This is a genomic window from Pseudomonas sp. L7, from assembly GCF_046605565.1.
Classification (GTDB): Bacteria; Pseudomonadota; Gammaproteobacteria; order Pseudomonadales; family Pseudomonadaceae; genus Aquipseudomonas; species Aquipseudomonas wayambapalatensis.
Window position 1 is genome coordinate 2,717,766 of record NZ_CP176784.1, and the last position, 24,644, is coordinate 2,742,409.

At 58.0% G+C, this 24,644-nt stretch carries 22 protein-coding genes and 4 pseudogenes; 14 read left to right on the forward strand and 12 right to left on the reverse strand.

Annotation, left to right across the window (positions count from 1 at the left end):
- The first annotated feature begins 138 nt into the window (after positions 1-138).
- On the forward strand, positions 139-738 hold the full coding sequence (gene paaY / locus ACK3BK_RS12220) for a phenylacetic acid degradation protein PaaY (RefSeq protein WP_411384399.1): 600 nt from the start codon (positions 139-141) through the stop codon (positions 736-738).
- A 77-nt stretch (positions 739-815) separates the two neighbouring features.
- Positions 816-1,739: a phenylacetic acid degradation operon negative regulatory protein PaaX gene (gene paaX, locus ACK3BK_RS12225; RefSeq protein ID WP_186664811.1), complete on the forward strand. Its 924-nt coding sequence runs from the start codon at positions 816-818 to the stop codon at positions 1,737-1,739.
- Between the two features lie 276 nt (positions 1,740-2,015).
- On the opposite strand, the gene ACK3BK_RS12230 is transcribed toward paaX, so the two are convergent.
- Positions 2,016-2,201 carry a hypothetical protein gene (locus tag ACK3BK_RS12230; protein WP_202885222.1) on the reverse strand — a complete coding sequence of 62 codons (186 nt, stop codon included), beginning with the start codon at positions 2,199-2,201 and terminating at the stop codon, positions 2,016-2,018.
- A gap of 96 nt (positions 2,202-2,297) precedes the next feature.
- Between ACK3BK_RS12230 and ACK3BK_RS12235 the strand changes: the two genes are divergently transcribed.
- Together ACK3BK_RS12235 and ACK3BK_RS12240 are read left to right on the forward strand one after the other, a co-directional pair.
- On the forward strand, positions 2,298-2,603 hold the full coding sequence (locus ACK3BK_RS12235; protein ID WP_186719336.1) for a hypothetical protein: 306 nt from the start codon (positions 2,298-2,300) through the stop codon (positions 2,601-2,603).
- 47 nt (positions 2,604-2,650) lie between these two features.
- Positions 2,651-3,151 (forward strand): hypothetical protein, encoded by a 501-nt coding sequence (locus ACK3BK_RS12240; protein ID WP_186719337.1) that lies wholly within the window; start codon positions 2,651-2,653, stop codon positions 3,149-3,151.
- On the opposite strand, the gene ACK3BK_RS12245 is transcribed toward ACK3BK_RS12240, so the two are convergent.
- Positions 3,107-3,817 (reverse strand): hypothetical protein, encoded by a 711-nt coding sequence (locus ACK3BK_RS12245; RefSeq protein ID WP_411384400.1) that lies wholly within the window; start codon positions 3,815-3,817, stop codon positions 3,107-3,109. The two genes, ACK3BK_RS12240 and ACK3BK_RS12245, sit on opposite strands and share 45 nt — an antisense overlap.
- A gap of 981 nt (positions 3,818-4,798) precedes the next feature.
- The gene (locus ACK3BK_RS12250) at positions 4,799-6,274 is read right to left on the reverse strand and encodes a PAS domain S-box protein (RefSeq protein WP_411384401.1); all 1,476 of its coding nucleotides are present in this window, start codon (positions 6,272-6,274) and stop codon (positions 4,799-4,801) included.
- 197 nt (positions 6,275-6,471) lie between these two features.
- Between ACK3BK_RS12250 and ACK3BK_RS12255 the strand changes: the two genes are divergently transcribed.
- From ACK3BK_RS12255 to ACK3BK_RS12280, 6 genes and pseudogenes are all read left to right on the forward strand, one after another.
- Positions 6,472-7,458 (forward strand): hypothetical protein, encoded by a 987-nt coding sequence (locus ACK3BK_RS12255; RefSeq protein ID WP_186664786.1) that lies wholly within the window; start codon positions 6,472-6,474, stop codon positions 7,456-7,458.
- A 73-nt stretch (positions 7,459-7,531) separates the two neighbouring features.
- Positions 7,532-7,711: a CsbD family protein gene (locus ACK3BK_RS12260; protein WP_186664783.1), complete on the forward strand. Its 180-nt coding sequence runs from the start codon at positions 7,532-7,534 to the stop codon at positions 7,709-7,711.
- A gap of 315 nt (positions 7,712-8,026) precedes the next feature.
- On the forward strand, positions 8,027-9,502 hold the full coding sequence (locus ACK3BK_RS12265; RefSeq protein WP_411384473.1) for a PepSY domain-containing protein: 1,476 nt from the start codon (positions 8,027-8,029) through the stop codon (positions 9,500-9,502).
- Positions 9,460-10,113 (forward strand): annotated as a pseudogene (locus ACK3BK_RS12270) (cytochrome d ubiquinol oxidase subunit II); the annotation flags it as partial. The gene ACK3BK_RS12265 and the pseudogene ACK3BK_RS12270, both read left to right, overlap by 43 nt.
- A gap of 141 nt (positions 10,114-10,254) precedes the next feature.
- A complete protein-coding gene (locus ACK3BK_RS12275; RefSeq protein ID WP_186664724.1) occupies positions 10,255-10,662 on the forward strand; it encodes a DUF2946 family protein in 408 nt (135 codons plus the stop codon).
- A gap of 75 nt (positions 10,663-10,737) precedes the next feature.
- A complete protein-coding gene (locus ACK3BK_RS12280) occupies positions 10,738-12,789 on the forward strand; it encodes a TonB-dependent receptor (RefSeq protein ID WP_411384402.1) in 2,052 nt (683 codons plus the stop codon).
- Positions 12,790-12,859: 70 nt separating this feature from the next.
- Here the strand turns inward: ACK3BK_RS12280 and ACK3BK_RS12285 are convergent.
- From ACK3BK_RS12285 to ACK3BK_RS12305, 5 genes and pseudogenes are all read right to left on the reverse strand, one after another.
- Positions 12,860-12,958, reverse strand: a pseudogene (locus ACK3BK_RS12285) (copper resistance protein CopD); the annotation flags it as partial.
- A 206-nt stretch (positions 12,959-13,164) separates the two neighbouring features.
- A pseudogene (locus ACK3BK_RS12290) lies at positions 13,165-13,275 on the reverse strand (hypothetical protein); the annotation flags it as partial.
- A gap of 51 nt (positions 13,276-13,326) precedes the next feature.
- Positions 13,327-13,662: a nitroreductase family protein gene (locus tag ACK3BK_RS12295; protein WP_346655454.1), complete on the reverse strand. Its 336-nt coding sequence runs from the start codon at positions 13,660-13,662 to the stop codon at positions 13,327-13,329.
- Positions 13,635-13,886 (reverse strand): nitroreductase family protein, encoded by a 252-nt coding sequence (locus ACK3BK_RS12300; protein WP_346655455.1) that lies wholly within the window; start codon positions 13,884-13,886, stop codon positions 13,635-13,637. Before ACK3BK_RS12300 ends, ACK3BK_RS12295 begins: the two co-directional genes overlap by 28 nt.
- A 49-nt stretch (positions 13,887-13,935) precedes the next feature.
- Positions 13,936-14,082: pseudogene (locus ACK3BK_RS12305) on the reverse strand (MBL fold metallo-hydrolase); the annotation flags it as partial.
- A 147-nt stretch (positions 14,083-14,229) separates the two neighbouring features.
- On the opposite strand from ACK3BK_RS12305, the gene ACK3BK_RS12310 reads away from it, so the two are divergent.
- From ACK3BK_RS12310 to ACK3BK_RS12325, 4 genes are all read left to right on the forward strand, one after another.
- The gene (locus ACK3BK_RS12310; protein WP_186719346.1) at positions 14,230-14,757 is read left to right on the forward strand and encodes a (2Fe-2S)-binding protein; all 528 of its coding nucleotides are present in this window, start codon (positions 14,230-14,232) and stop codon (positions 14,755-14,757) included.
- Positions 14,754-15,755, forward strand: a complete 1,002-nt coding sequence (locus ACK3BK_RS12315; RefSeq protein WP_186719347.1) for an FAD binding domain-containing protein — start codon at positions 14,754-14,756, stop codon at positions 15,753-15,755. The genes ACK3BK_RS12310 and ACK3BK_RS12315 overlap by 4 nt, the downstream gene beginning before the upstream one ends.
- Positions 15,752-17,950, forward strand: a complete 2,199-nt coding sequence (locus ACK3BK_RS12320) for a xanthine dehydrogenase family protein molybdopterin-binding subunit (RefSeq protein WP_186719348.1) — start codon at positions 15,752-15,754, stop codon at positions 17,948-17,950. The genes ACK3BK_RS12315 and ACK3BK_RS12320 overlap by 4 nt, the downstream gene beginning before the upstream one ends.
- Before the next feature lie 369 nt (positions 17,951-18,319).
- The gene (locus ACK3BK_RS12325) at positions 18,320-19,303 is read left to right on the forward strand and encodes a fimbrial protein (protein ID WP_186719349.1); all 984 of its coding nucleotides are present in this window, start codon (positions 18,320-18,322) and stop codon (positions 19,301-19,303) included.
- Positions 19,304-19,638: 335 nt separating this feature from the next.
- On the opposite strand, the gene ACK3BK_RS12330 is transcribed toward ACK3BK_RS12325, so the two are convergent.
- The 4 genes from ACK3BK_RS12330 to ACK3BK_RS12345 are packed head-to-tail and all read right to left on the reverse strand — an operon-like array spanning position 19,639 to position 24,583.
- Positions 19,639-20,706, reverse strand: a complete 1,068-nt coding sequence (locus ACK3BK_RS12330) for a fimbrial protein (RefSeq protein WP_186719351.1) — start codon at positions 20,704-20,706, stop codon at positions 19,639-19,641.
- A 14-nt stretch (positions 20,707-20,720) separates the two neighbouring features.
- Positions 20,721-23,228 carry a fimbria/pilus outer membrane usher protein gene (locus ACK3BK_RS12335; protein WP_411384403.1) on the reverse strand — a complete coding sequence of 836 codons (2,508 nt, stop codon included), beginning with the start codon at positions 23,226-23,228 and terminating at the stop codon, positions 20,721-20,723.
- Between the two features lie 4 nt (positions 23,229-23,232).
- The gene (locus ACK3BK_RS12340; protein WP_186664700.1) at positions 23,233-23,928 is read right to left on the reverse strand and encodes a molecular chaperone; all 696 of its coding nucleotides are present in this window, start codon (positions 23,926-23,928) and stop codon (positions 23,233-23,235) included.
- A 52-nt stretch (positions 23,929-23,980) separates the two neighbouring features.
- Positions 23,981-24,583: a fimbrial protein gene (locus tag ACK3BK_RS12345; protein WP_186719355.1), complete on the reverse strand. Its 603-nt coding sequence runs from the start codon at positions 24,581-24,583 to the stop codon at positions 23,981-23,983.
- Positions 24,584-24,644 lie beyond the last annotated feature (61 nt).

Below are 24,644 nucleotides of genomic sequence, written 5' to 3' on the forward strand. Positions count from 1 at the left end.
TGCATGCAGGGATTTGGCCTTCGTTTGCGGTGGCTGCGTAGGGCGAATCACAAAGCGATACAGCCATTTCGAAATTGACTGACTCACTTGAAGTGATACATGATCATCTAACGTCATGAATCACATTGAGTCGCTCTCATGCCCTGCTATCGCCTCGACGGCTTGACCCCCGTGGTCCATTCCACCGCCTATGTCCACCCCAGTGCCGTACTGATCGGCGATGTGATCGTCGGCCCCGGCTGTTATGTCGGGCCTCTCGCTGCGTTGCGGGGCGACTTCGGGCGCATCGTCCTGGAGGAGGGCGCCAATCTGCAGGACACCTGCGTGATGCATGGTTTTCCGGGTGGTGACACGGTCATCGAGCGCAATGGTCATGTTGGCCATGGCGCAGTGCTGCATGGGTGCCGAGTGGGGGCGGATGCGCTGATAGGCATGAATGCGGTGGTGATGGATGGTGCGCACATCGCGCCACGCTGCATCGTTGCGGCCACGGCATTCGTCAAGGCGGGCTTCACCTGCGAGGCGCAGAGCCTGGTGGTGGGCTCGCCGGCCCAGGTCAGGCGTGCACTGAGCGACGAGGAGGTCGCCTGGAAGCAGCGCGGCACTCAGGAGTACCAGGCACTTGCCAGGCGTTGCATGGCATCGATGGTGGAGTGTCCGCCGCTGAGTGCGGCCGAACCCGGGCGCCCGCGCATGGGCGATACGGGGCTGCGGCCGAAGGCGGGGCATGGCGCATGAGCATTGCCGTGTCGCGCCATGGTCAGGCGGGGCGGGGTAAAGGTATAGTCGGGGCTTTCCCCGCGCCCAGTTCCCCCATGAGCAGCCTCGTACCCCTGAATCACCTGATCACCCGCTTCCAGGAGCAGACGCCGATCCGCGCCAGCTCGCTGATCATCACGCTGTATGGCGATGCCGTCGAACCCCATGGTGGCACGGTGTGGCTGGGTAGCCTGATCGGTTTGCTGGAGCCCTTCGGTATCAACGAGCGGTTGATTCGCACCTCGATCTTCCGCCTCACCAAAGAAGGCTGGCTGACTGCTGAAAAGGTCGGTCGCCGCAGCTACTACAGCCTCACCGGCACCGGCCGACGACGCTTCGAGAAGGCATTCAAGCGGGTCTACAGTGCCAGCTTGCCAGCCTGGGACGGCGCCTGGACGCTGGTGCTGCTCTCGCAGTTGGACGTTGCCAGGCGCAAGGCAGTACGTGAAGAGCTGGAGTGGCAAGGCTTCGGAGCCATCGCCCCTAACGTGATGGGATGCCCGCGCGCCGATCGCGCGGACCTTGCGGCGACCCTGCGCGAGCTGGAGGCCGAGGAAGACAGTATCGTCTTCGAGACCCATGCCCAGGAAATTCTCGCCTCCAAGGCCATGCGTGCGCAGGTCAAGGAGAGCTGGGGAATCGACGAACTGGGCCAGCACTACAGTGAGTTCATTCGGCTGTTCCGCCCGCTGTGGCAGGCACTGCGCGAGCAGGAAGCGCTGGAGGCGCAGGATTGCTTCCTGGCGCGCACCTTGTTGATCCACGAATACCGGCGTTTGCTGCTGCGGGATCCGCAGTTGCCCGACGAACTGTTGCCCGGCGATTGGGAAGGTCGCGCAGCGCGCCAGTTGTGCCGCAACCTCTATCGCCTGGTGTCGCCCAAGGCCGAAGCCTGGCTCAATGACACGCTGGAGACGGCGGACGGACCGCTACCGGATGCCAGTGAAAGTTTCTATCGTCGTTTTGGTGGTTTGAGCTGAAACGATACGTGGTACGTATCACGGTACATCTTAAGATTCGAGGCCGACGTACTGTTTTGGCCAACACCTGAAAGCTGGCGCGCCCTGCAGGGCGCGGACCAGCCAGAGCGCATTGCTCAACCGCGTTCGACCAACCCCGCCAACACCGTCTGCAGATCGGTATGCGCCTGGCGCGGCGTGCCTTCAAAATCGATCCAGCCTGCATTGAAGCCATCCAGCATTTGCATGCGCGGTAACGGGTTCTGCATTCCCTGCGCAAGGAACAGTGCCTCCCAGCTATTGTTCCATTTCACCCAGCTGCGATAGCAGGTTGGGGTGGCTGGCCTGCGCGCCAATGGTGGACAGGCACACCACGCGTGACGGTTTGCTGGCCAGCAGTGCTGCGTGCAGATTGGCGAGTATCGCGCGGGTTTCCGGGAAATCAGGGCGAGGGTCGAAGTTCGGCGGCAGCAGCACGAACACGGCAGTGGCGTCTTGATTGGAGGATTGATTGGGGGAGGGGGTTGGCGTAGCGCTGCCCCCTTCACCAATTAATCCATTTTTCCCGGACTCTTTCTCATGACTACATCTAATATTTTTTGCCGCTTCATCATTGCATTATCCTTCTCAGCCTTTCTCTCGCAGGCTAATGCTTCTGAAACTACCCAACCATTGACGTTTGATTTCCAAACTATCCAGGTATCTGCTGCACTTCAGCTTCTTGCAGACTATCGCGGGCTTAATCTAGTCCTGGGAGAAGGCGTTACCGGCTCCATGTCGATGCGTATGAAGGACGTTAGTTGGGACGATGCTATTGAATTCGTCACGGGTCCTCGCGGTCTTCTGTACACGGTCGACGGTAAGTTTCTTCGCGTCAGCGCATAACACCAGCTGCTATCGCTGGGTTTGGGATTACATCCAGGTCGTTCAATTTGGATGCTGAGCTGAACGCAATGGAGCAAGCGGGCAGGGGGCGTGTAATCTCCAGCCCGCGCGTGTTCACCACTGATCGGCATCAGGCGAAAATCATCAAAGGCTCTCAGGTTCCATACCAACAGTCGGCCGGTGACGGGGCTACATCCGTCTCTTTTAAAGAGGCTGCGCTTTCGCTCGATGTCACTCCGCTTGTGAACGATACCGGCGTGCTCCTGGACGTGATCCTTTCAAAGGATGAACCTGATTATTCGAAGGCAATGAACGGGGTGCCACCGATCAACACCACGTCGCTGACGTCCCGGGTGTTTTCGGGCTTTGGGAAAACTGTGGCGTTGGGAGGCGTGTACTCGGATACGGATAGCACCGTTGTGCGTAGCGTGCCGTTTTTTGGGCAGATCCCAGGGCTCAAATGGCTGTTCAACAGCAGTTCGACCGTGAAGACTGAAACCGAGCTAGTTTTGTTTCTGACGCCGCGCTTGGTAGATGCGCCTATATAACTCAACTAAATGAATATTTAGTCGAGTTATTCCGTGAAGGCATAACGCGAAGGGTAGGGTTATTCCTTTTTTGGGCCCGGTCGATCCCAACTCTTGAAGAGCGTTAAGCGCGTTCTGGGTAGCATCCTCGGACTGCTGGATTTTTTGTATCACCGATCCGACATGCTTTGAAATGTCTTCATCTTTGGCTGAGTTGGGTAGGTCGGCGGTCATCATGACTATTTGCTTCAGGTTGTTCACATGAAAAAACGCGCTAGCCAATTCGTTGTTAATTTTTTCACTGAATATGTCTGCTTTATCTAGAAACTGAGACGGCAGATCAATCGTAATTGACGACACTTTTTCACCTAGCGTCTTTCGAGCATTCTCATCGATCAGTAATCGCTTGATTTGGACGGCTGAAAAATTGTCGCATCGGAACCTTGCAACTTCGACGCGCGTAGCTCCGATTGGTGTTTTCATGATTTGAGCCAAGAGCTTCGCGCTCGCTGAGCGTTCACGTTTTCTTTGCTGGTTATCACGATACCAAACACACACTGCGAAGATTGCTGCGACGGCCGTCGCCACGGCGCTGATTGCATTCCAGTCAATTTTCCAATCTGTACAAAGCCACATTCCGTTTCTCCGGCGCCGAGTGGAAGCAACAGCGTTGCTAAAGGCGGGCATTCAAGCATGCGGGGAACGCATCGCCAAGCGGTGCCTGTAGGAGCTGGAGCACAGCGATCAAGGCCAAGAGCTGGCTTCAAATCTGTCCACCCAGAGCCCCGGCAGCTCCATACGAAGGTGCGCATAATGTATATTATGTTAAACGACAGGCTATGTCATAAATGTTCATGAGCCTTGTATGGCCTTGGCGTTCATGGTGAACCATAGAATTATGGTGGCTGCCGATGAATCTGATTCAGTGCCGTCTTTCTTCAGGTCAGCGTGTACCGCTGCTCTTGCAGGCTGGTAACGCCGCGCCTAAGGTTCTAAGCACGCCTATGTCACCACCAGTGACCGCGAACATGACCCCGCCAACCCGCGTACTGAAGAGCCTGCGCTGGAAACCCACGGACGAACCGTAGGTGTTTCTGCGCAGCTGCATGAGGTCTACGAGCACTACATCCAGAGCGAACGTTCGCCGACCGTTTCTTGGCTTACCTGGTCGAGCAGCGTGGAGCGCGCCACGGGCGAACTCCGGCGAGTCTGCGGTTGGACTGAGACCTCGGCGAGGCCACGTCGTTATCTGGCCGAGTCTACGAACCGCCATAACGCACAGCGCGCCTCGGCAGCTTGGGGCCGACTTGACAGTCAAGAAGGTTCGTCGTGACTCAATCAGCCGATCACGAACAGGCATCACCCTCCTCCTCCCCTCCAGCCTACGTGTTCAAAGGACCGGCTCATGTTGCGATTCGAACCCGCACCAACGACCAACCAAGGTACGCAGATTCTTCTCGCGACGCATCTCAGCCATACGGACTTGGCCGTAGAGCTCCATATAGCGGTTAAGGAAACTCTGAACAAGTTGCCCATCAGCCGGAAATGGGCGGCTTGGGGACGCCGAAAAGACCGATTTTCAGCCGCAGATTATTGGAAAACCAAGACAACGCACCAGCCCTACCGATGACGTGCATTGTCGAACCAAGCATCTTGAAACGCACGCATTCACCCTGCAAACAATCTTCGCTCCCGAGCCCAGACGATCGCCTCACTACGGCTGTGTACGTCGAGTTTGGAATACACTGTGGCTACATGGTTGCGCACGGTGTTGAGTGCCAGGTTCAACCGCGCTGCGATTTCCTTGTCGGCAAGACCTTCGCAAATGAGTGCCAACACATCACGCTCTCTTCGCGTAAGGTTGGTAAACGACGCATCAGGCAAACGGCCTGTGTTAATGCGCTTGGCATTGGCCAACTTTTCTATCAGGGTTTGGCTAAACCACGATGCATCCTGCATGACTGTCTCGATCGCCTCGACCAGCTCGAGTTCCGAACGTTTGCGCTCGGTGATATCCATCATGACTAGCAGGTAGCATGGAGTGTCCTGCAGGCTTACGGTGTCAGCTTGCAGGACGCAGTGGAGTCGGTCGTCATTTTTTTTACGCAGTTTCAGGTCCAGCCCCTCAATGCGCCCTGTTTTTTCCAACACGTCGAACACCTGAGCCGTAATGCGGCTATCGTCCATGAAATTGATTTCAGCCACCGTTTTGCCTAGCAGTTCCTGTGCGGTGTACCCCAGAGTGTCGAGAAAGGCTTCGTTGGCATCGATCAGTTGCTGCCTGTCAGCGCTGCACAACAAGGTAGGCACGGGGCTCAGGCGAAACGCCTTGGCGAAGCGCTCCTCGCTCTGACGCAGTGCATTTTCCGCCTTGCGCCTGGGCTCAAGGTCGGTGAATGAGAACAACATGCAATCTTCCTCATGCATGTCCAGTGGTTGTCCCGCCACGATGACCAGCTTCGTGCCTCCATCCGGCAAGCGCAATTCAGCCTGCATCTGCGGGATAGTTGCCCCCTCTATGAGGCGCTCGATCGCCAATTCCTTGCGCTCGGCGTTTTCCAGCACATCTACCTCATAGACAGACCTGCCGATGACGTTATCCCGCACATGGCCGGTCATTTCCAGAAAGCCTTGATTGACTTTGATAAAACGTAGATCGCTGAGCCGGCAGATAACCGCAGGCGCCGGGTTGGCATTGAAGGTTTTTTCGAAGCGCTGCTCGGCGCTGGCCCATTCAGTGGCATCGGCGATGATCAGCACCAGCGATTCAGCGTCGCCCTTGCTGTCCGCCAGCACCATGCTGCGCACCCTGTGTACCCGGCTGCGCGCCTCCTCCTCGCCAACGGCTGTAACCTCTACCATCACATCGCTGAAGACCTCTCCAGCGGCCACCCGGGCAATAGGGTACTGCTCGGGTTCAAGCGGGTGATTGTTGCGGTAACGCAACGTGAATCGCTCGCGGTAAGCCTCAGCGTTGCTGCCCAGCTGTTCCAGGCTGTCGACGTCATGCATGCGCAGGGCCGCTTCGTTTGCCCAGATTATCGATTGGTCGACTTCCAGCAGGATCACACCATCGGACAAGCCGGCGATGATTTGCTGAAGCTGGCGGCGGTTGGTCTCGCGTGCGAGCACGGCGTCACTCATGGCAGTTCTCCATTGCGCATGTCGGTGTTACCTGGAGCTTAATCGCTGCAACCAGGCCAAGGGTGGTGCCAATGCACTAGTCGATCAGGTGCAGATGCGCCATTACAGCCTTGCATGAGACCTGCAAACTGGCCCTGACGTTGCACCAGAGGTATCAGTTGCTGGTGCTGCCAGTCCAAACTCTCGAGGATGCATAGATGACGGAATCGTATGTGACCACCCCAGCCAACGCTGTCAGCACGCTGAGGGTATCCTGGAGCGCCGTGTTCGCAGGCGGCGCCATCGCCTTGGCCAGCTACCTGATACTCAGTGTGCTGGGAACGGCCATCGGCGCCGGGGCCGTTGACCCTATGGCTGAAGGCAATCCCTTACGCGGCTTCGGTACGGGCGCGGGGGTTTGGTTGTTCATCAGCACGGTGATCTCCGTGGCAGCCGGCGCCTGGGTGGCCGGCCGTACCGCCCCTACCCGAGGAGGCCTGCATGGCCTGTTGAGTTGGACGCTGACCACGCTGATGGCTACCTGGCTGCTGGCTTCTTTGGCGGGTAGCGTGGTCGGCACCGCAGGCAACATTGCCGGCAAAGGCCTGTCGCTTGCAGCCGATGGCGTCGCTGCTGCTGCGCCTGGTGTTGGCCAAGGCATCAAGGAGCAACTGAACAGACAGGGTATCTCGCTTGACTGGGACAGCCTGGAAGCTGAGCTGAACAAAACGCTTGAGCAGTCCGGCAAGGCTGAACTTAACCCCTCGACCTTGGAGCAAAAGACCGATCAGCTTCAAGCCCAAGGTGAGTCTGCGGGTCAAGTCGCAGCCGAAAACCCGACCCTGACGATCGACCAGCTCAAGCAGTGGTTCGAGCGAGTACGCAAAGCCAGTGAGCCTGCTCTGAGTGCGGCAGACAAGGAAGCCTTGGTCAATATCGTCGCTGCGCGCACCGGAAAGAGTCAGCAAGAGGCCGAGCAAGTGGTTGATAACTACGCCCGCGCTTATCAACAGGCGGCTGAACAGGTGAAGGCTCTGAAAGAACAGGCAGAGCAGCAGGCACGCGAAGCTGCTCAAGTCGCTGCTAGCAACGTATCGAAAGCCGCCTGGGGCACCCTGGTAACGCTTCTGATCGGTGCTGCCTTGAGCTTTGCAGTCGGCCGCTTCGCGTTGTTGTCACGCAAGACACGTGTCATCGCTGAATGACATGCAACTCAACCGATGCACGCACGGTTCTTCCAACCCACGTTTCACTGATGATTGTCGCAGGAGAAAAATGATGAGCAGCGCTTCGGACAAAGTTAAAGGCATGGCTAACGAGGCTGTCGGCAAGGTCAAACAAGCCGTAGGCAAGGCCACCGGGAACACGGACCTCGAGTTAAAAGGCAAACTGCAGGAGAAAAAAGGGGAAGCACAGCAAGTAGTCGGTGATGTCAAGGATGCGCTCACCAAGGATTAACCTCGTCAACTGTTGTGAATGAGCGGTCGTCAGCGGACGACCGCTCATTCATTGCGTGCTTTGCTGGCTTGCGCAAGCATGAATGCCAATCAGCGCGTAGCCAGCGTTACCGACCAGCTCATGCCAGTCCTTCAGCGTTCTGACCAATGCAGGACAGGCTGTGGGCACGATGCTCGATCAACACAGCTCTAATGCATCCATTTGAGTGCTCGCTGACGAGGTCTACGCCCGCTTCATCCACCAGACCAACACCCAGTATTACCTGGGTGAACCGCGCAGCCTGGAAGTCGCTGTGCAGTGGCGCTACTGATGGGCCTGAAGCGCCAGTTGTATCTCTGGCACCGCTGGCTGGGCATCGTCGCCTGCCTGTTCATGGCGCTGTGGTTCGTCTCCGGGGTGGTCATGCTGTATGTCGGCTACCCCAAGCTGACCCCGGCTGAGCGCCTGGGCCATCTGCCGGCGTTGCCGGCAGGGTGCTGCGCCGAGTTGCCGGCCAGCTGGGCGCAGCAGCCAATGAAAGCCCTGCGCCTGACCAGCCTGGGCGGGCGACCCTATTACCTGCTTGAACTGGCCGACGGCCGCCGTGTCACCCTCGATGCTGCAAGCGGTGATCAGTTGGCCAGCAGCGACCCTGCCTGGGCGCTGGCCACTGCTCGACAGTATGCCGGTGACGCGGCATTGACTTACCTGGGGACCGTGGATGAGGACATGTGGACACACTCACGCGCCCTGGACAGCGATCGGCCCTTGCACAAGGTGCAGGTAGCAGATGCTGCCGGTACCTGGCTGTACCTGTCCGGACGCACCGGCGAGGTGGTGCGCGACGCCACCGCCCAGGAGCGCGCCTGGAACTGGGTCGGTGCCTGGCTTCACTGGCTGTATCCCTTGCGCGGGGGATTCGGCTTCGACAATGGCTGGCGCACGCTGGTGATTGGTCTCTCCCTGCTCGGTACGCTCATGGCGGTCCTGGGCATGACGGTGAGGGTCCTGCGTCTGCGGTTGCGCAAACGCTACCGCAGCGGGTCATGCAGCCCCTACCCCGGTGGCTGGTTGCGCTGGCATCACATCGGCGGGCTGTTGTTCGGCGTGGTGCTGGTGTTATGGGTGTTCAGTGGGCTGATGTCCATGCGCCCCTGGGGCCTGACCGACAGCCATTCGCGCCTCGACCTGTCGGCCCTGCGCCAAGGGCCATTGCGCCCCGACGATTTCGCCATGCCGCTGCGCCAGGTCATGGCGCGCCTGGCCGAGGAGGATGGATTCGTCCCGGTCGAGCTGCAATGGCAGCGGCTCGCTGGCGTCACGTTCGTGGTCGCACGCAGCGCCAGCGGCGACAGCCGCCTGGTCGAAGCCGGCATGGCACCGAAGCGAGCCTTGTCCAGGCAGCGGCTGCTGGCCGCCGCCCAGGCCATCGCGCCGGGAGGCGCTGTCGAGGATTACTGGCAGACCGCCTACGACTTCCACTACTTTGCCCGTGATCCGCAAAGCATGTACGGCTTGCAGATGCGCCCACTGCCCGTGTTGGGCCTGCACTTCGCTGACCCTGCGCGCACGTGGGTATACCTGGACCCGGCCAGCGGCGAGGTGGTGGTCAGCTTCGACCGCACGCAACGGGTCGGCCGCTGGTTGTTCAACCTGCTGCACAGCTGGGATTGGCAACCTCTGCTGGCCAGGCCGCTGCTGCGAGAGAGCCTGCTCATTACCATGAGCATCGGTGGCCTGGTAATCGCGCTCAGTGGTGTCGTGCTGGGCTGGCGACGTCTGCGCAGGGTGTTCAAGCTGCCGTTACGTTGATTGCACGCTTGGTGAACAGCGCTGTGGTGTTCACACTACAGCGGCTTTATGCCGGAGGCGGGCTCGACTGGCTCACGCCGTTCAGCCTGTTCTGCGGGCTAGGCCTGGTGGTTGCCTACACCCTGCTCGGTTGCACCTGGCTGGTGATGAAGACCGAAGGGCCGCTGCAGCAACGCATGCACGATGTTGCCAGGCCTCTGGCGCTGGTGCTGCTGGTGGTGATCGCCGTGGTCAGCCTGTGGACACCGCTGGCCTACCCGCAAATCGCCGCCCGCAGGTTCAGCATACCCAACCTGCTCTGGTTCATGCCGGTGCCGATCCTGGTACTGGTGACCTTCTACGGGCTGCTGCGTGCCGTGGCACGCAACGCGCACTACACGCCGTTCTTGCTGACCCTGGCGCTGATCTTCCTGGGCTACAGCGGGCTGGGCATCAGCTTGTGGCCAAACATCATCCCGCCGTCGATCAGCATCTGGGAGGTCGCAGCGCCGCCGCAGAGCCAAGGCTTCATGTTGGTGGGCACACTGTTCATTCTGCCTATCATCCTCGGCTACACGTTCTGGAGCTATTACGTGTTCCGCGGCAAGGTGAGCCATGAAGACGGCTATCACCAGGGGCCCAACGTGATGACACCCAGTGTGAAGCAACCGATGTGGCGCCGCGGTGCGCCTGCGACAAAAAAGCGCACCACGGAACTTGTACAGCCCGCAACGGATGCGGCTTAATGCGCGCCACATTCGTTCGGGTGGCTCATGCTTTCACGTGCACGTGCACATCTTTGTCTGTTCGCCTGCTTCGCCGTGCTGTTCAACCTGCTGGCGATGCCGCTCGACCGTGCCTTGCAAACACCCCGTATCGACAGCCAATCGCTGATCCTCGGCAGCTTCTGCAGCCTGCACGGTGCACAGAGCCTGCCCAAGTCACTGCTGGCCCAGCTCAAGGCCGAGCTGCCGCAACTCGACGATCAGCCAGAAATGAAACACCAGGCTGGCGACTGCTGCTGTGGCCATGCCGGGCATGCCTTGCTGGCCAGCGACTACTATCGTCACCTGCTCCCCCGCTTCTGGCCCGATGCACTCCTGCTCGGTGACAGCCACAGGTTGCCACTGCCACGCGATCAGTGGCCAAAGCTCAACCCCCGCGCCTCTCCCCTGGCCTGACCCGTCGTTACTTGCCCATAGCTGCCCCGTGACCTGCGGTGCGCAGCCCTGCCCGACCGTCTCCAGGAAACACTCATGTCCGCATTCCGCTGCACCGCTCGCGCCGTCCTGCCCGTGCTCGCTTTCTATAGCCTCAGCCCATTGTCATTGGCCGTTGCCGAAACACTGCCCGCTGAAAACTCCACCCTCACCCTTGGCGCGGTCAACGTGACCAGTACCGAAAGCGGCCCGCTGGCCACCAGCAGCGTGCTCAGTTCGGTAGACATCCTGGGCGGCGATATCCTCGAAAAAATGCCGGTGACCTACAGTTGGGAACTGTTCAGCCGTGCACCCGGGGTGATGCTGACCGAGTTCAACCAGGGCACCACCTCGGGCAAACTGTCGTTTCGCGGCTTCAATGGCGAAGGCGAAGTGAACGCGGTCAAGTTGCTGATCGATGGCATCCCCAGCAACACCAACGACGGCAACATGCCCTTCATCGACTCGGTGTTCCCGATGGACATCGACAGCATTGAGGTAGTGCGCGGCACCAGCGACCCCCGCTACGGCCTGAACAACATCGCCGGCAACGTCAATATCAACACCCGTACCGGCGGTAACTACAACAAGGCGCGCGTGCGCTACGGCAGTTTCAACACCCGCGAGGTGCAACTGGCCAAGGGCATCGAGACCAGCAACTGGACGCAGAACTATTTCTTCGGCCGCCAGCAGGTCGACAGCTATCGTGACCATGCCGACACCGAGCGCTACAGCTTCGGCGGCAAGTGGTTCTACACCCCTGACGATGGCAGCTACCGCCTTGGCCTGATCGCCCGCCACTACGAGTCCGAAGCCCAGGAGGCCGGCTACCTGACCGAAGACGATGCCCGCCATCATCCGCGCATGAGCAACGCCTACAACGCCACGGACAAAGGCACGCGGCGCATGAACCAGGTCAGCGTGCACCTCGACACGGACCTGGCCGACAACTTGTCCTGGTCGGCCAAGACCTACCTCAACACCTACGATGACCGTCGCTGGACCCAGTACTGGCGCACCAGCTCACAGCAGGAGCGCGACACCTACGAAGACCAGTACGGCGCCATCACCTCGCTGACCTGGCGACCCCAGGTGGACTGGCTGCACGCTTTTGCGCTTGAAGGTGGCAGCGATGTGCAAAAGCAACAGAACCGCAGCGAGCGCTATCGCACCGTGGAGCGTGTACGCCAGGCGCAGACACGCGATCAGGACTTCGACTTCAACACGGTCGGTGCCTACGTGCAGGCGGAGATCGAGCCATTCGAATCGTTGAAGATCGTACCGGCGTACCGGGTGGACAAGATCAGTGGTGACTTCACCAACAAGATGACCGGGCAAGACTATGACATCAACGACTACGGGCTGATCAAGCAGCCCAAGCTCAGCGTGGTCTACTCGCCGTGGCGCTTTGCCAGTGTCTACGCCAACTGGGGCCGCACCTTCCAGGTCGGTACCGGTGCAGCGGCCTACAAGGTGCCACCGCGTAATGAAGACCTGGCCCCGTCGATCAACGAAGGCTGGGAGACCGGCATCAAATTCATCCCGGCCAGTTGGGTCGATGGCCGCGTAGCCTACTGGCGCCAGGATGCCAGCGGTGAAGTCAGCCGTCGCCTCAACGACCCTAGCGGCGAGTCGGACAACGTCGGCGAAACACGGCGCTGGGGCTACGACCTGCAGGTCAACCTGCACCCAAGCGAACGCACCGAGATGTGGATGTCGTACTCCTGGCAATACTCGAAGATTCTTCAGCCCAGCAGCACGCTGCCTGACAGCAAAGGCAAGGAGATCGACCACGTGCCGCACCACCTGTGGAACACCGGCATCAGCTATCAGGCCACCCCTGCCCTGCAACTGAGCGCCTGGGCGAACGGCCAGACCAACTACTACCTGGAGCGTGAGAACACCCAGGGCACCTACGGCGGCTACGTGCTGATGAACCTGGGCGCGACCTACAAGCTCAGCGAAACCATGAGCGTAGACCTGCAACTGAAGAACCTGACCAACCGCTACTACGAGTACGTCTGGTACGACCCCGATGGCGCCGATGCCTCGCTGCATTCACCGGGTGACGGTCGGGCCCTGTATGCCGGGATGACCTTCGATTTCTAAAGGGGATCTGCGTTCTGCCTGGTGAGTGGCCTGTTACGCCAAAACGCTAGCGTTCTGGCGATCACTTGCATCAGTTGAGCGGGGTGGGTGGGAGTGTACCCAGCAGTGAGACCGCTGCGACTGCCGCCACCCCACAAAACCATTCAACCAGGATGCTGGTGCGCAGTACGTGGATAAAGCTCCATGCACGGCCGGCACCACTAACCTAACGTCCACTTGCAGCCCGGATTTCAAGCGGACACTGGCGCGCACGGGCCCCTTGCTCAGTGCTTCTGCGATGTCTGGGAAGCGCAAGAACTGCGCGATGATATCCGCGCCGGCCTCGGCTTCGATGAGTATGTCGATATCGCCTACCGTATCGCGCAGGCGACGTATGCTTCCTGCGGTTGTCGCCTGCGCACCCCCTGGAATTTGCCGCACATAGCCAAGCACAAGGTTGGCGACGGGTTCAATAATCCCCAGTGGAAAGCGTTCAGGGAGGGTCATGGTGCGACCTCGCTCGCGCGGTGAGCCTGCAGATACAAGGTCCACGGCGCGTCAACCGATCCAGTGAATCTCCGGCGCCTTGCGCTGCACATCAGCTGCCACTGAGCAGGGATAACCTACAATCACCGGCGCGACAGGGGCGCATTCATCGGGCAAGTGCAAAGCCTGCCTGCCAGCCGGCGTGGCGAGATAACGCTGCGCCAGCCCTATCCAGCAACTGCCCAGGACCTCGGCATGCGCCGCGAGCATCAGGTTCTGCGCGGCCAGCGCGCACTCTTCAACGGCCCAGTCACTGGCCGTCTTCGCAGCGATCACGATGAGCGCAGGAGCGTGGTAGAAGATCTGAAAGCGCTCATCATTCAACATCGCTTGCAAAGATTCAGGCAACTGATCGCCACAGTGCTTTGCCAGGTACGCTTTCGCATCGGACGATACCCCTGCTCCAGAAGTGCCTGGTCGCGTACCACGGTGAACACCCAAGGTTGCAGGTTCATCGCGCTCGGTGCCTGTGCCGCGGCTTCGATCAGGCGGACGATCAGATGCTGCTCGACAGGCTCGGCGGTGAACGCACGGGTCGAGCGACGCTCGTGAATCGCCTCATAGATATTCATGGCTCAGCCTCGAAAGTATTCATCCGGACCGTAGCCCGCCTTTGAGCTCCGGAATATCCGGGATCAGCCGGTCACGCTTGAGCTTGTAGAGGTAATACATCAGCAGTTGGGCGCGCCCCACTGCGAATGAGGGAACCAGAATGATGCCATGACGCAGGAGAGTCTGGTTGATGGCTTGGGCCAGAGACTGCTCGGTCAGATCAATGCGCCCTGCCCTTCAACGTGCCGCCCCTGCCACCTCATATCAAGCTTTCGGCGAGCCGACTGAACGTTTATTCAGCCGCCCCGGTCGCACAACAAAGACGCAGCACAATGCGCGTACCCTGACCGTGAGGACCTCACCATGAGCGCGATCTCTTCCAATGGGGCTGAAACGCACCCCATCTGTCTGACCCTCAATGGTCAGCCCCGAACACTGCAGGTGCATCCTTGGGTCACCTTGCTCGACCTGCTTCGTGAGCAGTTGGACCTGGTCGGTACCAAGAAGGGTTGCGACCATGGCCAGTGCGGCGCCTGCACGGTGCTGCGCGATGGCAAGCGCGTCAATGCCTGCCTGACCTTGGCCATCATGTGCGACGGGGCCGACCTGGTGACCATCGAAGGGCTGGCCAGCGGCGACGTTTTGCACCCCATGCAGCGCGCCTTCATCACCCACGATGCATTCCAGTGCGGTTACTGCACCCCGGGGCAGATCTGCTCTGCGGTCGGGCTGGTTTACGAAGCACGTGCCGACACCCGCGAGGCCATTCGTGAGCAGATGAGCGGCAATCTCTGCCGCTGTGGCGCCTACGGCAACATCGTCGCGGCGGTGGAAGAAGCCCTGCCGTTGATGAGGGATGGGATCGAGCCACAACGAGGGCAGAATCCATGACACCTTTCAGCTACCACAAGCCCAACTCGGTCAGCGAAGCCGTAAACCTGGCTGACGCCTGCTCGCACTTCATCGCTGGTGGTACCAACCTCGTCGACCTGATGAAGGAAAACGTGGTTCGCCCCAAGCGTTTGATCGACATCTCCGGACTCGGGCTGAACGGTATCCACCCCACGCCCGGCGGCGGCGTGCTGATCGGTGCACGGGTGAGCAACGCCGACCTGGCCTGGCACCCGATGATCGAGCAGCAATACCCGCTGCTGTCCGACGCGATCCTGGCTGGGGCATCGCCGCAGTTGAGGAATATGGCCAGTACCGGTGGCAACTTGCTGCAACGTACCCGCTGCTACTACTTCTACGACACCGGCACCGCCTGCAACAAGCGCGAACCGGGCAGCGGATGCCCTGCGCGCACAGGCATGAACCGCATCCATGCCATTCTCGGCGCCAGCGATGCCTGTGTCGCGACCCATCCCTCGGACATGTGCGTCGCATTGGCAGCGCTCGAAGCCGTGGTGCACGTACAGGGGCCGTCCGGTGAGCGGCAGATACCCTTCGCGGATTTCCATCGCCTGCCCCAGGACACCCCCGAGCGCGACAATCAACTGGCATTCGATGAACTGGTGACAGGCATCGAGCTGCCGCCCCCAATGTTCGAACACCATTACCGTTACCTGAAAATACGCGACCGCGCCTCCTACGCGTTCGCGCTGGTATCAGTCGCTGCAGCCTTGAGCTTCGATGGCGAAGTGATCCGCCAGGCGCGCCTGGCGTTGGGCGGCGTTGCCCACAAGCCCTGGCGGGACCTGGCTGTCGAGCGCATGTTGGTCGGCCAGGTGCCTTCTGAAGCACTCTTTACCCGCGCTGCGCAAACGTTGCTGCAAGGTGCACAACCTCTGCGCCACAACGGTTTCAAGGTAACGCTCGCTCAGCGAGCAATCGTGCGCGCATTGGATGACGCGGCGCGCGGTGCCGCTGACGGAGGAGCACGACCATGATCAAAAGCACACCAGTAGTCGGCACGCCCCTGGACCGGGTGGAGGGTGTGGCGAAGGTCACCGGGCAGGCCCGCTATGCGGGCGAATATCCCGAAGCGGGCCTGCTACACGGCAGCGTCGTGTCCAGTACCATCGCCCGCGGTCGGGTAGTCGATATCGACAGCACACAGGCTTTGCGCGTACCCGGGGTAATCGCCGTGCTCGACCATGGCCATCGTCCGCATATATCGAGTTATGACGACGACTATAGCGATGCCGACTCTGCCGAGGGCTCGCCGTTTCGGCCCCTATTCAATGATCGAGTGCTCTATAGCGGGCAACCGGTAGCGCTGGTGGTCGCTCAAACCCTCGAACTGGCCCGATATGCCGGCTCGCTGCTCAAGATCGAGTATGCCGAGGAGGCTCACCAGACAGACCTGGGCGCATGCCAGCAGTCGCATCCGGCACCCGCCGAAACACCGGCGCCACGTGGCGACTTCGCCGGGCAGTTTGCCGGTGCGCCGGTGCAGGTGGATGCGACCTACCTGACGGCCAACGAGCACCACAACCCGATGGAGCCCCATGCGTCGACCGTGCACTACAAGGCCGATGGCACGCTGGAAATCCACGACAAGACCCAAGGCACGCAGAACTGCCAGGACTACCTGCACAAGGTGTTCGGCCTGCCCAAGGCAAACATTCGTGTACGCGCGGCGTTCGTCGGCGGAGCCTTTGGCTCGGGCTTGCGCCCGCAGTACCAGTTGCCGGTGGCAGTGATGGCGGCGTTGCACCTGAAGCGCTCGGTGCGCGTGACCCTGACCCGTCAGCAGATGTTCACCTTTGGCTACCGGCCCCGCACCGAGCAACGCTTGCGCCTGGGGGCAGACGCAAACGGGCGCTTGCTGGCAATCGCTCACGATGCGCTCGGCCAGACCTCCCGCTTCGAGGACTTCACCGAGCACCTGGTGGAATGGAGCGGCATGCTCTACCAATGCGACAACGTCGCGCTCAGCTATCGCTTGGCCTCGCTCGATGTGTACACCCCGCTGGACATGCGGGCACCTGGGGCCGGGTCCGGGATGATTGCGCTGGAATGCGCCATGGATGAGCTCGCTTGTGCTGCGAAGATCGACCCGGTAGAGCTGCGCCGGCGTAATTTCGCCGCTAACAATGGCAACGAGGGCAAGCCCTACTCCAGCAAGGAATTGCTGGCCTGCTACCAGCAAGGTGCCGAGCGTTTTGGCTGGCATGAGCGCCCCCCCCAACCGCGCAGCATGCGCAATGGCAACCAATTGATCGGCTGGGGCATGGCCGGTGGCGTCTGGGAAGCCATGCAGATGAAGGCCAGCGCCAAGGCGCGCATCGATGCCAAGGGCCACCTCACCGTCAGCAGTGCCACCACCGATATCGGGACCGGCACCTATACCGTCATGACACAGATCGCAGCCGACGCTGCCGGCACCAGGGTGCAGGACGTCACCTTCGTGCTGGGTGACTCTTCACTGCCCACCGCACCGCTTCAGGGCGGATCGTTCACGGTGTCGTCAGTGGGCTCGGCCGTGCGCCAGGCCTGTCAGGTACTGCGTGCCAAGGTGCTGGAGCATGCACGCAAAATGCACCCGCAAGTGGCCAACACACCCCGGGAGCAGTTCGTTTTCGCCGATGGCTACCTGCACGCGGACAGCCATCGCATGGCCATGGCGGACATCGTCGCCAGCGCCCCCGACGGTGAGTTTGAAGTGCAGATCGAGGCAGAGCCCGGCGCCAGGCGCCAACCGTTCTCCACCGCCACCCATTCGGCAGTATTCGTGGAAGTCCACGTCGACGAGGACCTTGGCACAATCAAGGTGGTACGTGTGGTCAGCGCCGTGGCGGCTGGGCGTGTGGTCAACCCGAAAACCGCGCGCAGTCAGATCCTCGGAGGCGTGGTGTGGGGGGTGGGCATGGCTCTGCATGAAGCAGCGCTGACCGACCATCGGTTAGGCCGCATCGTCAATCACAACCTGGCGGAATACCACATCCCGGTGAACGCAGACATCGAGGATATCGATGTGATCTTCGTTGAAGAGCACGACGAGATTGTCAATGAGCTCGGGTCCAAGGGCGTGGGCGAAATTGGCGTTGTCGGGGTGGCCGCTGCGGTGGCCAACGCGATCTACCATGCCACGGGCAAGCGTGTGAGGGAGTTTCCCATCACGCTCGATAAAGTGCTCTGATCGGGTGGGGCCAGGTCCCCATCCGCCTTGCGCTGTCGGCAGCGCGCTCGGACCTTGTCGGCTTCAGGTGTTATAGGACCACCTCAGCGGCCACGGTTGCGTATGAGGGGGTGGTTCTACGGATAGCCGAATCAAGGTAATAGGCAAACACCACAATTGCATTCAAGACCCTCCTCCTCATCACTCAAGATTTTTCTTGTTCCCGTCTCCAACCCTTATTCCTAGAATTTCGTGTCGTGTGCTGGTCTTCGGCATCAAAAAAGAAGGCTGGCTGAAAGTGAAGTGGGCTGCCGGTATCTGCTTGCGTCTTATCGACTCCCCCCAGATGAACATGGCCTGCGGTCTGCAGGCTGATCAAGGAGTGAACAGTTGAAGTTTGCGCCACATATCATTTTGACGCTTTTATCCATTGTAGCCAGCGGTACCGCTAACGCAGATAACACGGCCGGTTGCTGGTGGTCGCCACAAACGACAGACCAAAAAAAGGTGTACTTTAGTTTAGCCATGACGCCTAAAACGCTGCATCTGGCCCCCATCGGCCAACGCATGAATTATCAGGCATTCTCCTTGGCATCCGTGAACAGGTTCATTGATTTCAAATGTCCGACAAAAATAAACCCCATTCACTACAGTTATAAAGTGGATGCTCCTTTGGAGGACGGATACGACGATGTCTATCGAACCAATTTATCCGGCGTTGGAATTCGGCTTGTAGATTTTCGATTGAACAGAGCTCTACCTTTTGAAAATAGTTATCAGAATGCTCCAAGAATGATCGGGCGGCTACCAGAGCCTCTGCATGTAGAACTCATACGTACAGCCCGTGGCATCGAGAAAGGCAATCTCAACGTAAACTTCAAGGTACACGCGCAGGTTGAAGACTGGGATGCCGCAGAAATAGAAATTATTGGGCAGGTGGAGCTGACCTCCAGTAACTATTTCTCAGGATGCACGGGTGAAAAACGTCAAGACATCCCACTTGGCAGAGTAGCTATTGCACTTCTCGAAGAACAGACACCACGCACTGTTGGCTTGAGCGTACTGTGCACGGGCCTTCTTCCGGGATCGAATTTACCCGTTAAAGTATATTTTGAAGGTAGCAACGAAGGCTCCGGCATGCTCAACTTGACCCCCGGAGGAGCAGAGGGCATTGGTGTCGCCCTCACGACCCCCACGGGCGTAAAGCTTCCGTTTAGTAAATGGGCCGGGTTAGCGATGCAATGGGTAAAAAGTGAAGAAGATGGCGAGCGTTATACGTTCGAGTTCCAGGCGAAATATACGCGTAAAGGCAGCGCCAAGATTAAACCCGGCAGAGCCGATGCGGTACTGAATTACGTCCTCGATTATAACTGACCGGGTAATGATGCCAGGTCGGTCAGCGATTGTTCGACCTGCCCCTGTGCGATGCTGAGTGCCATCTGCGAAAGGCACAAACGCCACGGCGTCTCAATGCCTTCGACAACCAGATTAGCCAGTACCTGACGGGTTACTACAACTGGATCCGACCTCATCAACTCAGCGATGGACTGGCTGAGGCGAAAGCTGAAAAAATGCGTTCGATATGAGTTGACCACCGCCCTTCAATAACGAGCCGATAGGACCATCCTCCCCGACCTGTTTAGACGTGCGCGGCTGCTCTCGCTTACCAGAGTGTTGGACGCTCTGAGAGCATGGCAAGGCCTGCTTGCCTAGGGATAAATAATATTGACGATTGCGGATGCCTTGAGCGGACCAATCGACACTTTGTTCGGTGCGAAAGGGAAGTAGAACGCCCCCATTGAGGCGGTAAAGCGATCAGGCGTATAGCTACCGGGGGATAAGCTATGTATCGAAGTACCCCTTCCACGTATAATTGACGACCTTGAGAATATCACCGGTGTGGAGGGGTCGTCAGCAGTAACAAGCATGATTCCGACGCCTTGCGCTGCACCGGGCCGTTGATCGATGAGATAAGTGTCTTGGGTGCCCAGATCATTGCTGGAAAGGAAGATGTCGACAGCGCGGTCCGCAACCCCATTGCCATGAAGGTTTGCGCAGCTAAAATTCAAGTTGAATGGCGTATAGCCAGCCCGCGGAACAGCAGTCACACTTGAAATGCTCACATCTGGAAGAGTGACGGTGAGCCCTGGGTTGTCCAGTTTGCAAGTAGTAGAGGTGGGCGTGTAGATCAACTCCAAGTTTTGAGTGAACATATTTCTTTTCCAATCGGGGGCCCCGGCCACCAGATAGTATGCCGAGCTGAAAATTGAACCAAGCCATTCAAGCCAACTCATGCCGGAGTCGTCGACGACATTTACGAAATTTTTGAGTAGCGCCACGCTACTTTGAAATTTTGTCTCGTCAGGTCCAGGCCCATTTTCCAAGGTAAAGCGCATTGTAATGGGTGTGTTCACCTCGGCGCCTTGATGTGAGCCCGATTTCATGGGTATGGATTCTGGCATCGAGATGATTTCCACCCGGATCCAATAGGTGCCATTCTGAAACCCGATCAATACCCCGCCAGATTTTTTTAGAGCAGATTGGTACTTCAGATTTTCGCCCCCAGAACATTTAAACGACCGACTCGGAAAGTTGGTATAGACCGTCGTCATCCACGTAGGAGAAATATTCTTTTTCACGCGCTCCGAAAGGTCCAGCACAATATTGGGCCCTCGGGATGTGATGTCGTCATAGCACGTTGCATTGGCGGCACAGTTGAAAATAAGGCTCAATAGCAAAATAGCAAAACACAACTTATTTTTTGACCAAGCAGACATTAGCACATCTCCACTCATCGACACGAAACGGACGCGCGAGGTGCGAGTACATCCGGCAGGTTCATCGCGCAGGCACTGTCATGCATGCGCACCGTTAATCGCGAAGGGCGTTCTTCATAGTTTATAAATACCGTGCTGGCCTGACCTACATAACCGATCGAGTTCCCAGCCTGGTCCAGCACCTCGGCGCCGAAGGGCAATGGGGAGCCATTATCATGTACAGCACGGAAGTTAAGCGCCTGGCGCACGTCAGTTTTGAACGTGACCTTCGCCACTGCGTCAGCGAAGGGCACGCTGTGCGCAACGTTGCCGATGACCCGCCCGCCCGAGGTATTCTCGCCTTCGGACAGCACGATCGAATTTGAGCGGTACGGGCTTGCGTAAGGTACAAGCGCGAAACCATCTTCATCGGTGACGACACTGGTATCACCATTGACAATCAAACCCTTTGCCTTCGGCGCCTCGACAACAATCATCGTGTTGCCTATTTCATTGGAGGCCAGAATCTTTCCTGGAATCATGACCACGGTACCGCGTGCGTCCAGACCAAACTGACGGTAATCGGATGCTTCACCGAGTGTCGCTCCGATCGTGGCGTTCTGGGCACGGTAGGAACTACCCACACTGACCGCACGGTTCTCAGGGTCATGGCTCGCAGCTACGCTGTAACTCAGTCGTTGAGATTGCAAAGCACTCCCGCTCACGCTTGTATTACTTTGTGAATAACGTGAGTCGGTAAATGAAACATTGCTGGCGATCGTGGCACGATTGGAAAACATTTCGAATGGAATGGTAAAGCCAATAGACGATCGTGTCTGGTCACGCCCATGTGAATCACGCACCTTGTTGACAGACACGTTGACGGATACTTGGCTGAATGATTTTGAAAACCCAAACTGATACTCCCGGCTCTTTCTATCGGAGCCCCAGTAGTCCCGTTGCACTCCCGAAAAATATACAGATCCCCATTCGCCGGGAAGCCGTTGGCTGACGTTGAGGCTGAGGTTATTACGAGGTCGTGCGCCTGTCAGCGAATCCCAGGTCTTCATGTCGATGACAGCAGCTTCCTCGCTCTGATGTATGTCAAAGCGTTCCTGGTGTTTTTTCCGAGCCTTGCTGAAATTGTTTTCTGTTGCATAAATCGCATCATCAAACGTATAGAAATCTGCGCTTGAGTAACGGAAAGCGCCCAGCGTGAAATTGGTATCCGTGGCATCGAGCAGTTTGCTGTAGGTGATTCGAATACTCTGGCCGGTGAAATCTTGCTGTTTGAGCTTCGTCCGCGCATGCGTCACATCCAGCGAGAGTGCTCCCACCGGTAAATTAAAAGCGCCGCCGACCAAGTAGGCTTGATATTCGCTGCTGACAGTGCTGCCGAGATAGCCCGTGGCGAGGTTGTCAAGACCGCGTTGCCAGGTGGCCTGAAAAAAATCAGGCGTATAGTTCGTATTGGCTTGTACCGCAGAGCCCAACGTCAACGCGTATTTACTGACACCGGCTTTCAGCATGCTAGGCACAGACGAAAAGGGTATTGTGAATGAGGTGATCTCTCCAGTGGCCTCTTGAACAATGGCGGTCAGATCCCCCGCCGAACCGGTATGTGGCAAGGCATCGATCACGAAGGGACCAGGCGGCACGTTTTCCTGATAGATAATGCTGCCGTTCTGCTTCACGATCACCAGTGCATTGGTTCTGGCAGTGCCTCGGGCAACGGGAGAGAATGCCTGCATCGACTGGGGGAGCATGTTGATGTCCGAAGACAAGGTGACCCCTTTGGTTTTGACAGAGTCAAATAAGTCTCCGCCAGAATAAAATTCGCCAATTTTTACCACCGACTTCAGCGGCGCAATATTTTTCTGCGCGTAGCGAAGGTTGGACTGATACTGCACCTGCTCGGCGGACCGTTTACGCACCGAGCCAAATTCTCTAATCTGCCAACCACCGATATTCACGCCAACATTCAGGCCCGAATAGATATTGTTGGTCACGGCCTTGGTACGTTGTGTTTGCAACCGGTTATAGACCGCATTGTAGCTGACCAGCAATGCTGGCAGACCTGGGTCCCAGAATTTCGGGTCAATGTAGCTTTCATCAGCACGTCGCATATAGGCTTGAGGGACACTCACGCGCAGACTTTGTGCACTGACATCCAATACAAAGGTTGCACCCTCTGAAATTTGGTTGATCGGAATCCAATCACTAACGCCAACGACGGGTGATGCCAGAGACGTATCCAATCCCAAATCCGAGATTGCCGTAGAGGTGATTTTCACATCCTCACGGGCAGTGCCCAGCAGGACCTTGAAGCGCCCCTTCCATAGTTCATTTACATAAACATCCAATGTATGCTGGCCAGCAGGCAATTCCACATCGTTCAAGAATCGAGAAAGATCTGATTCTTTCGACCTGCCCGCCAGAAGCGAGGTGTCGAAAAACTCCGCGCGCACCTCATGCATCATGATTGAAGAACCCAGCAACACACTGAAAAAAACAGCGGCCTTTGTTTTTTTTGTGTGGGCCATCAAGTTACCGCAACGTGACCACTTCATCTCGGTACGCACCCAGGTCGTCAACATAAGTCAATACATATTGAGCGCCCGGCACAGGTTTATGCTCACCCGGTATATCCAGCGAAGCATGAGGTGCAATCATACTTGCGCCCGCAAGTTCGACACTCGAGTCTTTGACCGCAATACGTACAATTGTCAGGTGATAAGCGCTGTCATTGAAAATAGACACACCCGTACCGTGCGCCACTGCCCTGATATTTTTAGTGCTGAAGTCAGGGCTGGATTTCAAGGCATCCGGACGATAGAAGAGCTTGACACGCGTTCTCAGCGCAAGTTGCAATGTATTTTGCTCCTTCAGGTGATCCGGAAGTGCAGGTATCTCCAACACATTCAGATAGAAAATACTTTCGCGATCGCTGGGCAACGCTGCGTCCGTTTTTTCAATCCTGAGTTGTTGCCCGCCATGACCAAGCACTTTGACGATCGGCGGGGATAATAGAAAAGGCACGTGCGCTGTTTCAGGCGTAGAGTTGACATCTCCGTCGTCAATCCAGGCCTGAACCAAGGAGGCGTCTGGCCCTGTGCTGGTCAACTGTACGGATACGAAACCCTTGCGTTCGTGGTAAATAATTCGCGTACCATTCAAGATTATGTTTGCCTGGGCATAGGCCGAGCCCAGGACTAAACACACGCCTATGAGCAACTTAAACATTATGTGCCTCAAACCAGGCCTGCGGTCGCGGCCTGGATCTTCGAAGGGCGTATCAGAGATACGAGATGGTGTAAATCAAGCTGGAGCTTACGACCCCTACCCTCGCCGCTGCAGTATTTGTTTTGTAGTAGTAAGCGTCGAACACCAAGGTGTCTGATTCGGGAGACTTCTTTGCGCCAGTAATCCCGGTGTTGAACGGCGTGTTCAATTGCAGCGGCGTCTGCGCTCCGGGCAAACTCAGGGAGAAACCAACGTTTTTCGCTACCGCCGCGTCGCTTTCATTTACCGAGGTATTCACCAGGTACTTACCATCGGTTGAGATATTGTCCGCTGACGAAAAATACATGATCAGCGGCGTAGTCGGCGCCGCGGGGGTCGTTGCACTACTGCTGGCCGCATTACACCCTGAGAACGTCATAGAGAACGACTTTTTGTTCTTCGCGATCGGACCCACAGTCGTCCCCGCGTCTGCGACTGTGATCGGCGCAAGTGCGACAGTAAAGTCGGCGCTCTTGCCACCATTGATCGTGCAGGTTGTGTCGGTGATCATACCGCTAAAAGAGATTACACCACCTGACACATTGGTGGCTGCTACGGACTGGGCACATACAATAGCGGCGGATACGGCCACGAGTGTTTTGAGGTAAAATTTCATAAGTTTTCCAATGTTATTTAAAAGTTTCAATGAGTCATTTTCGCGGCACGATGATCCCGAC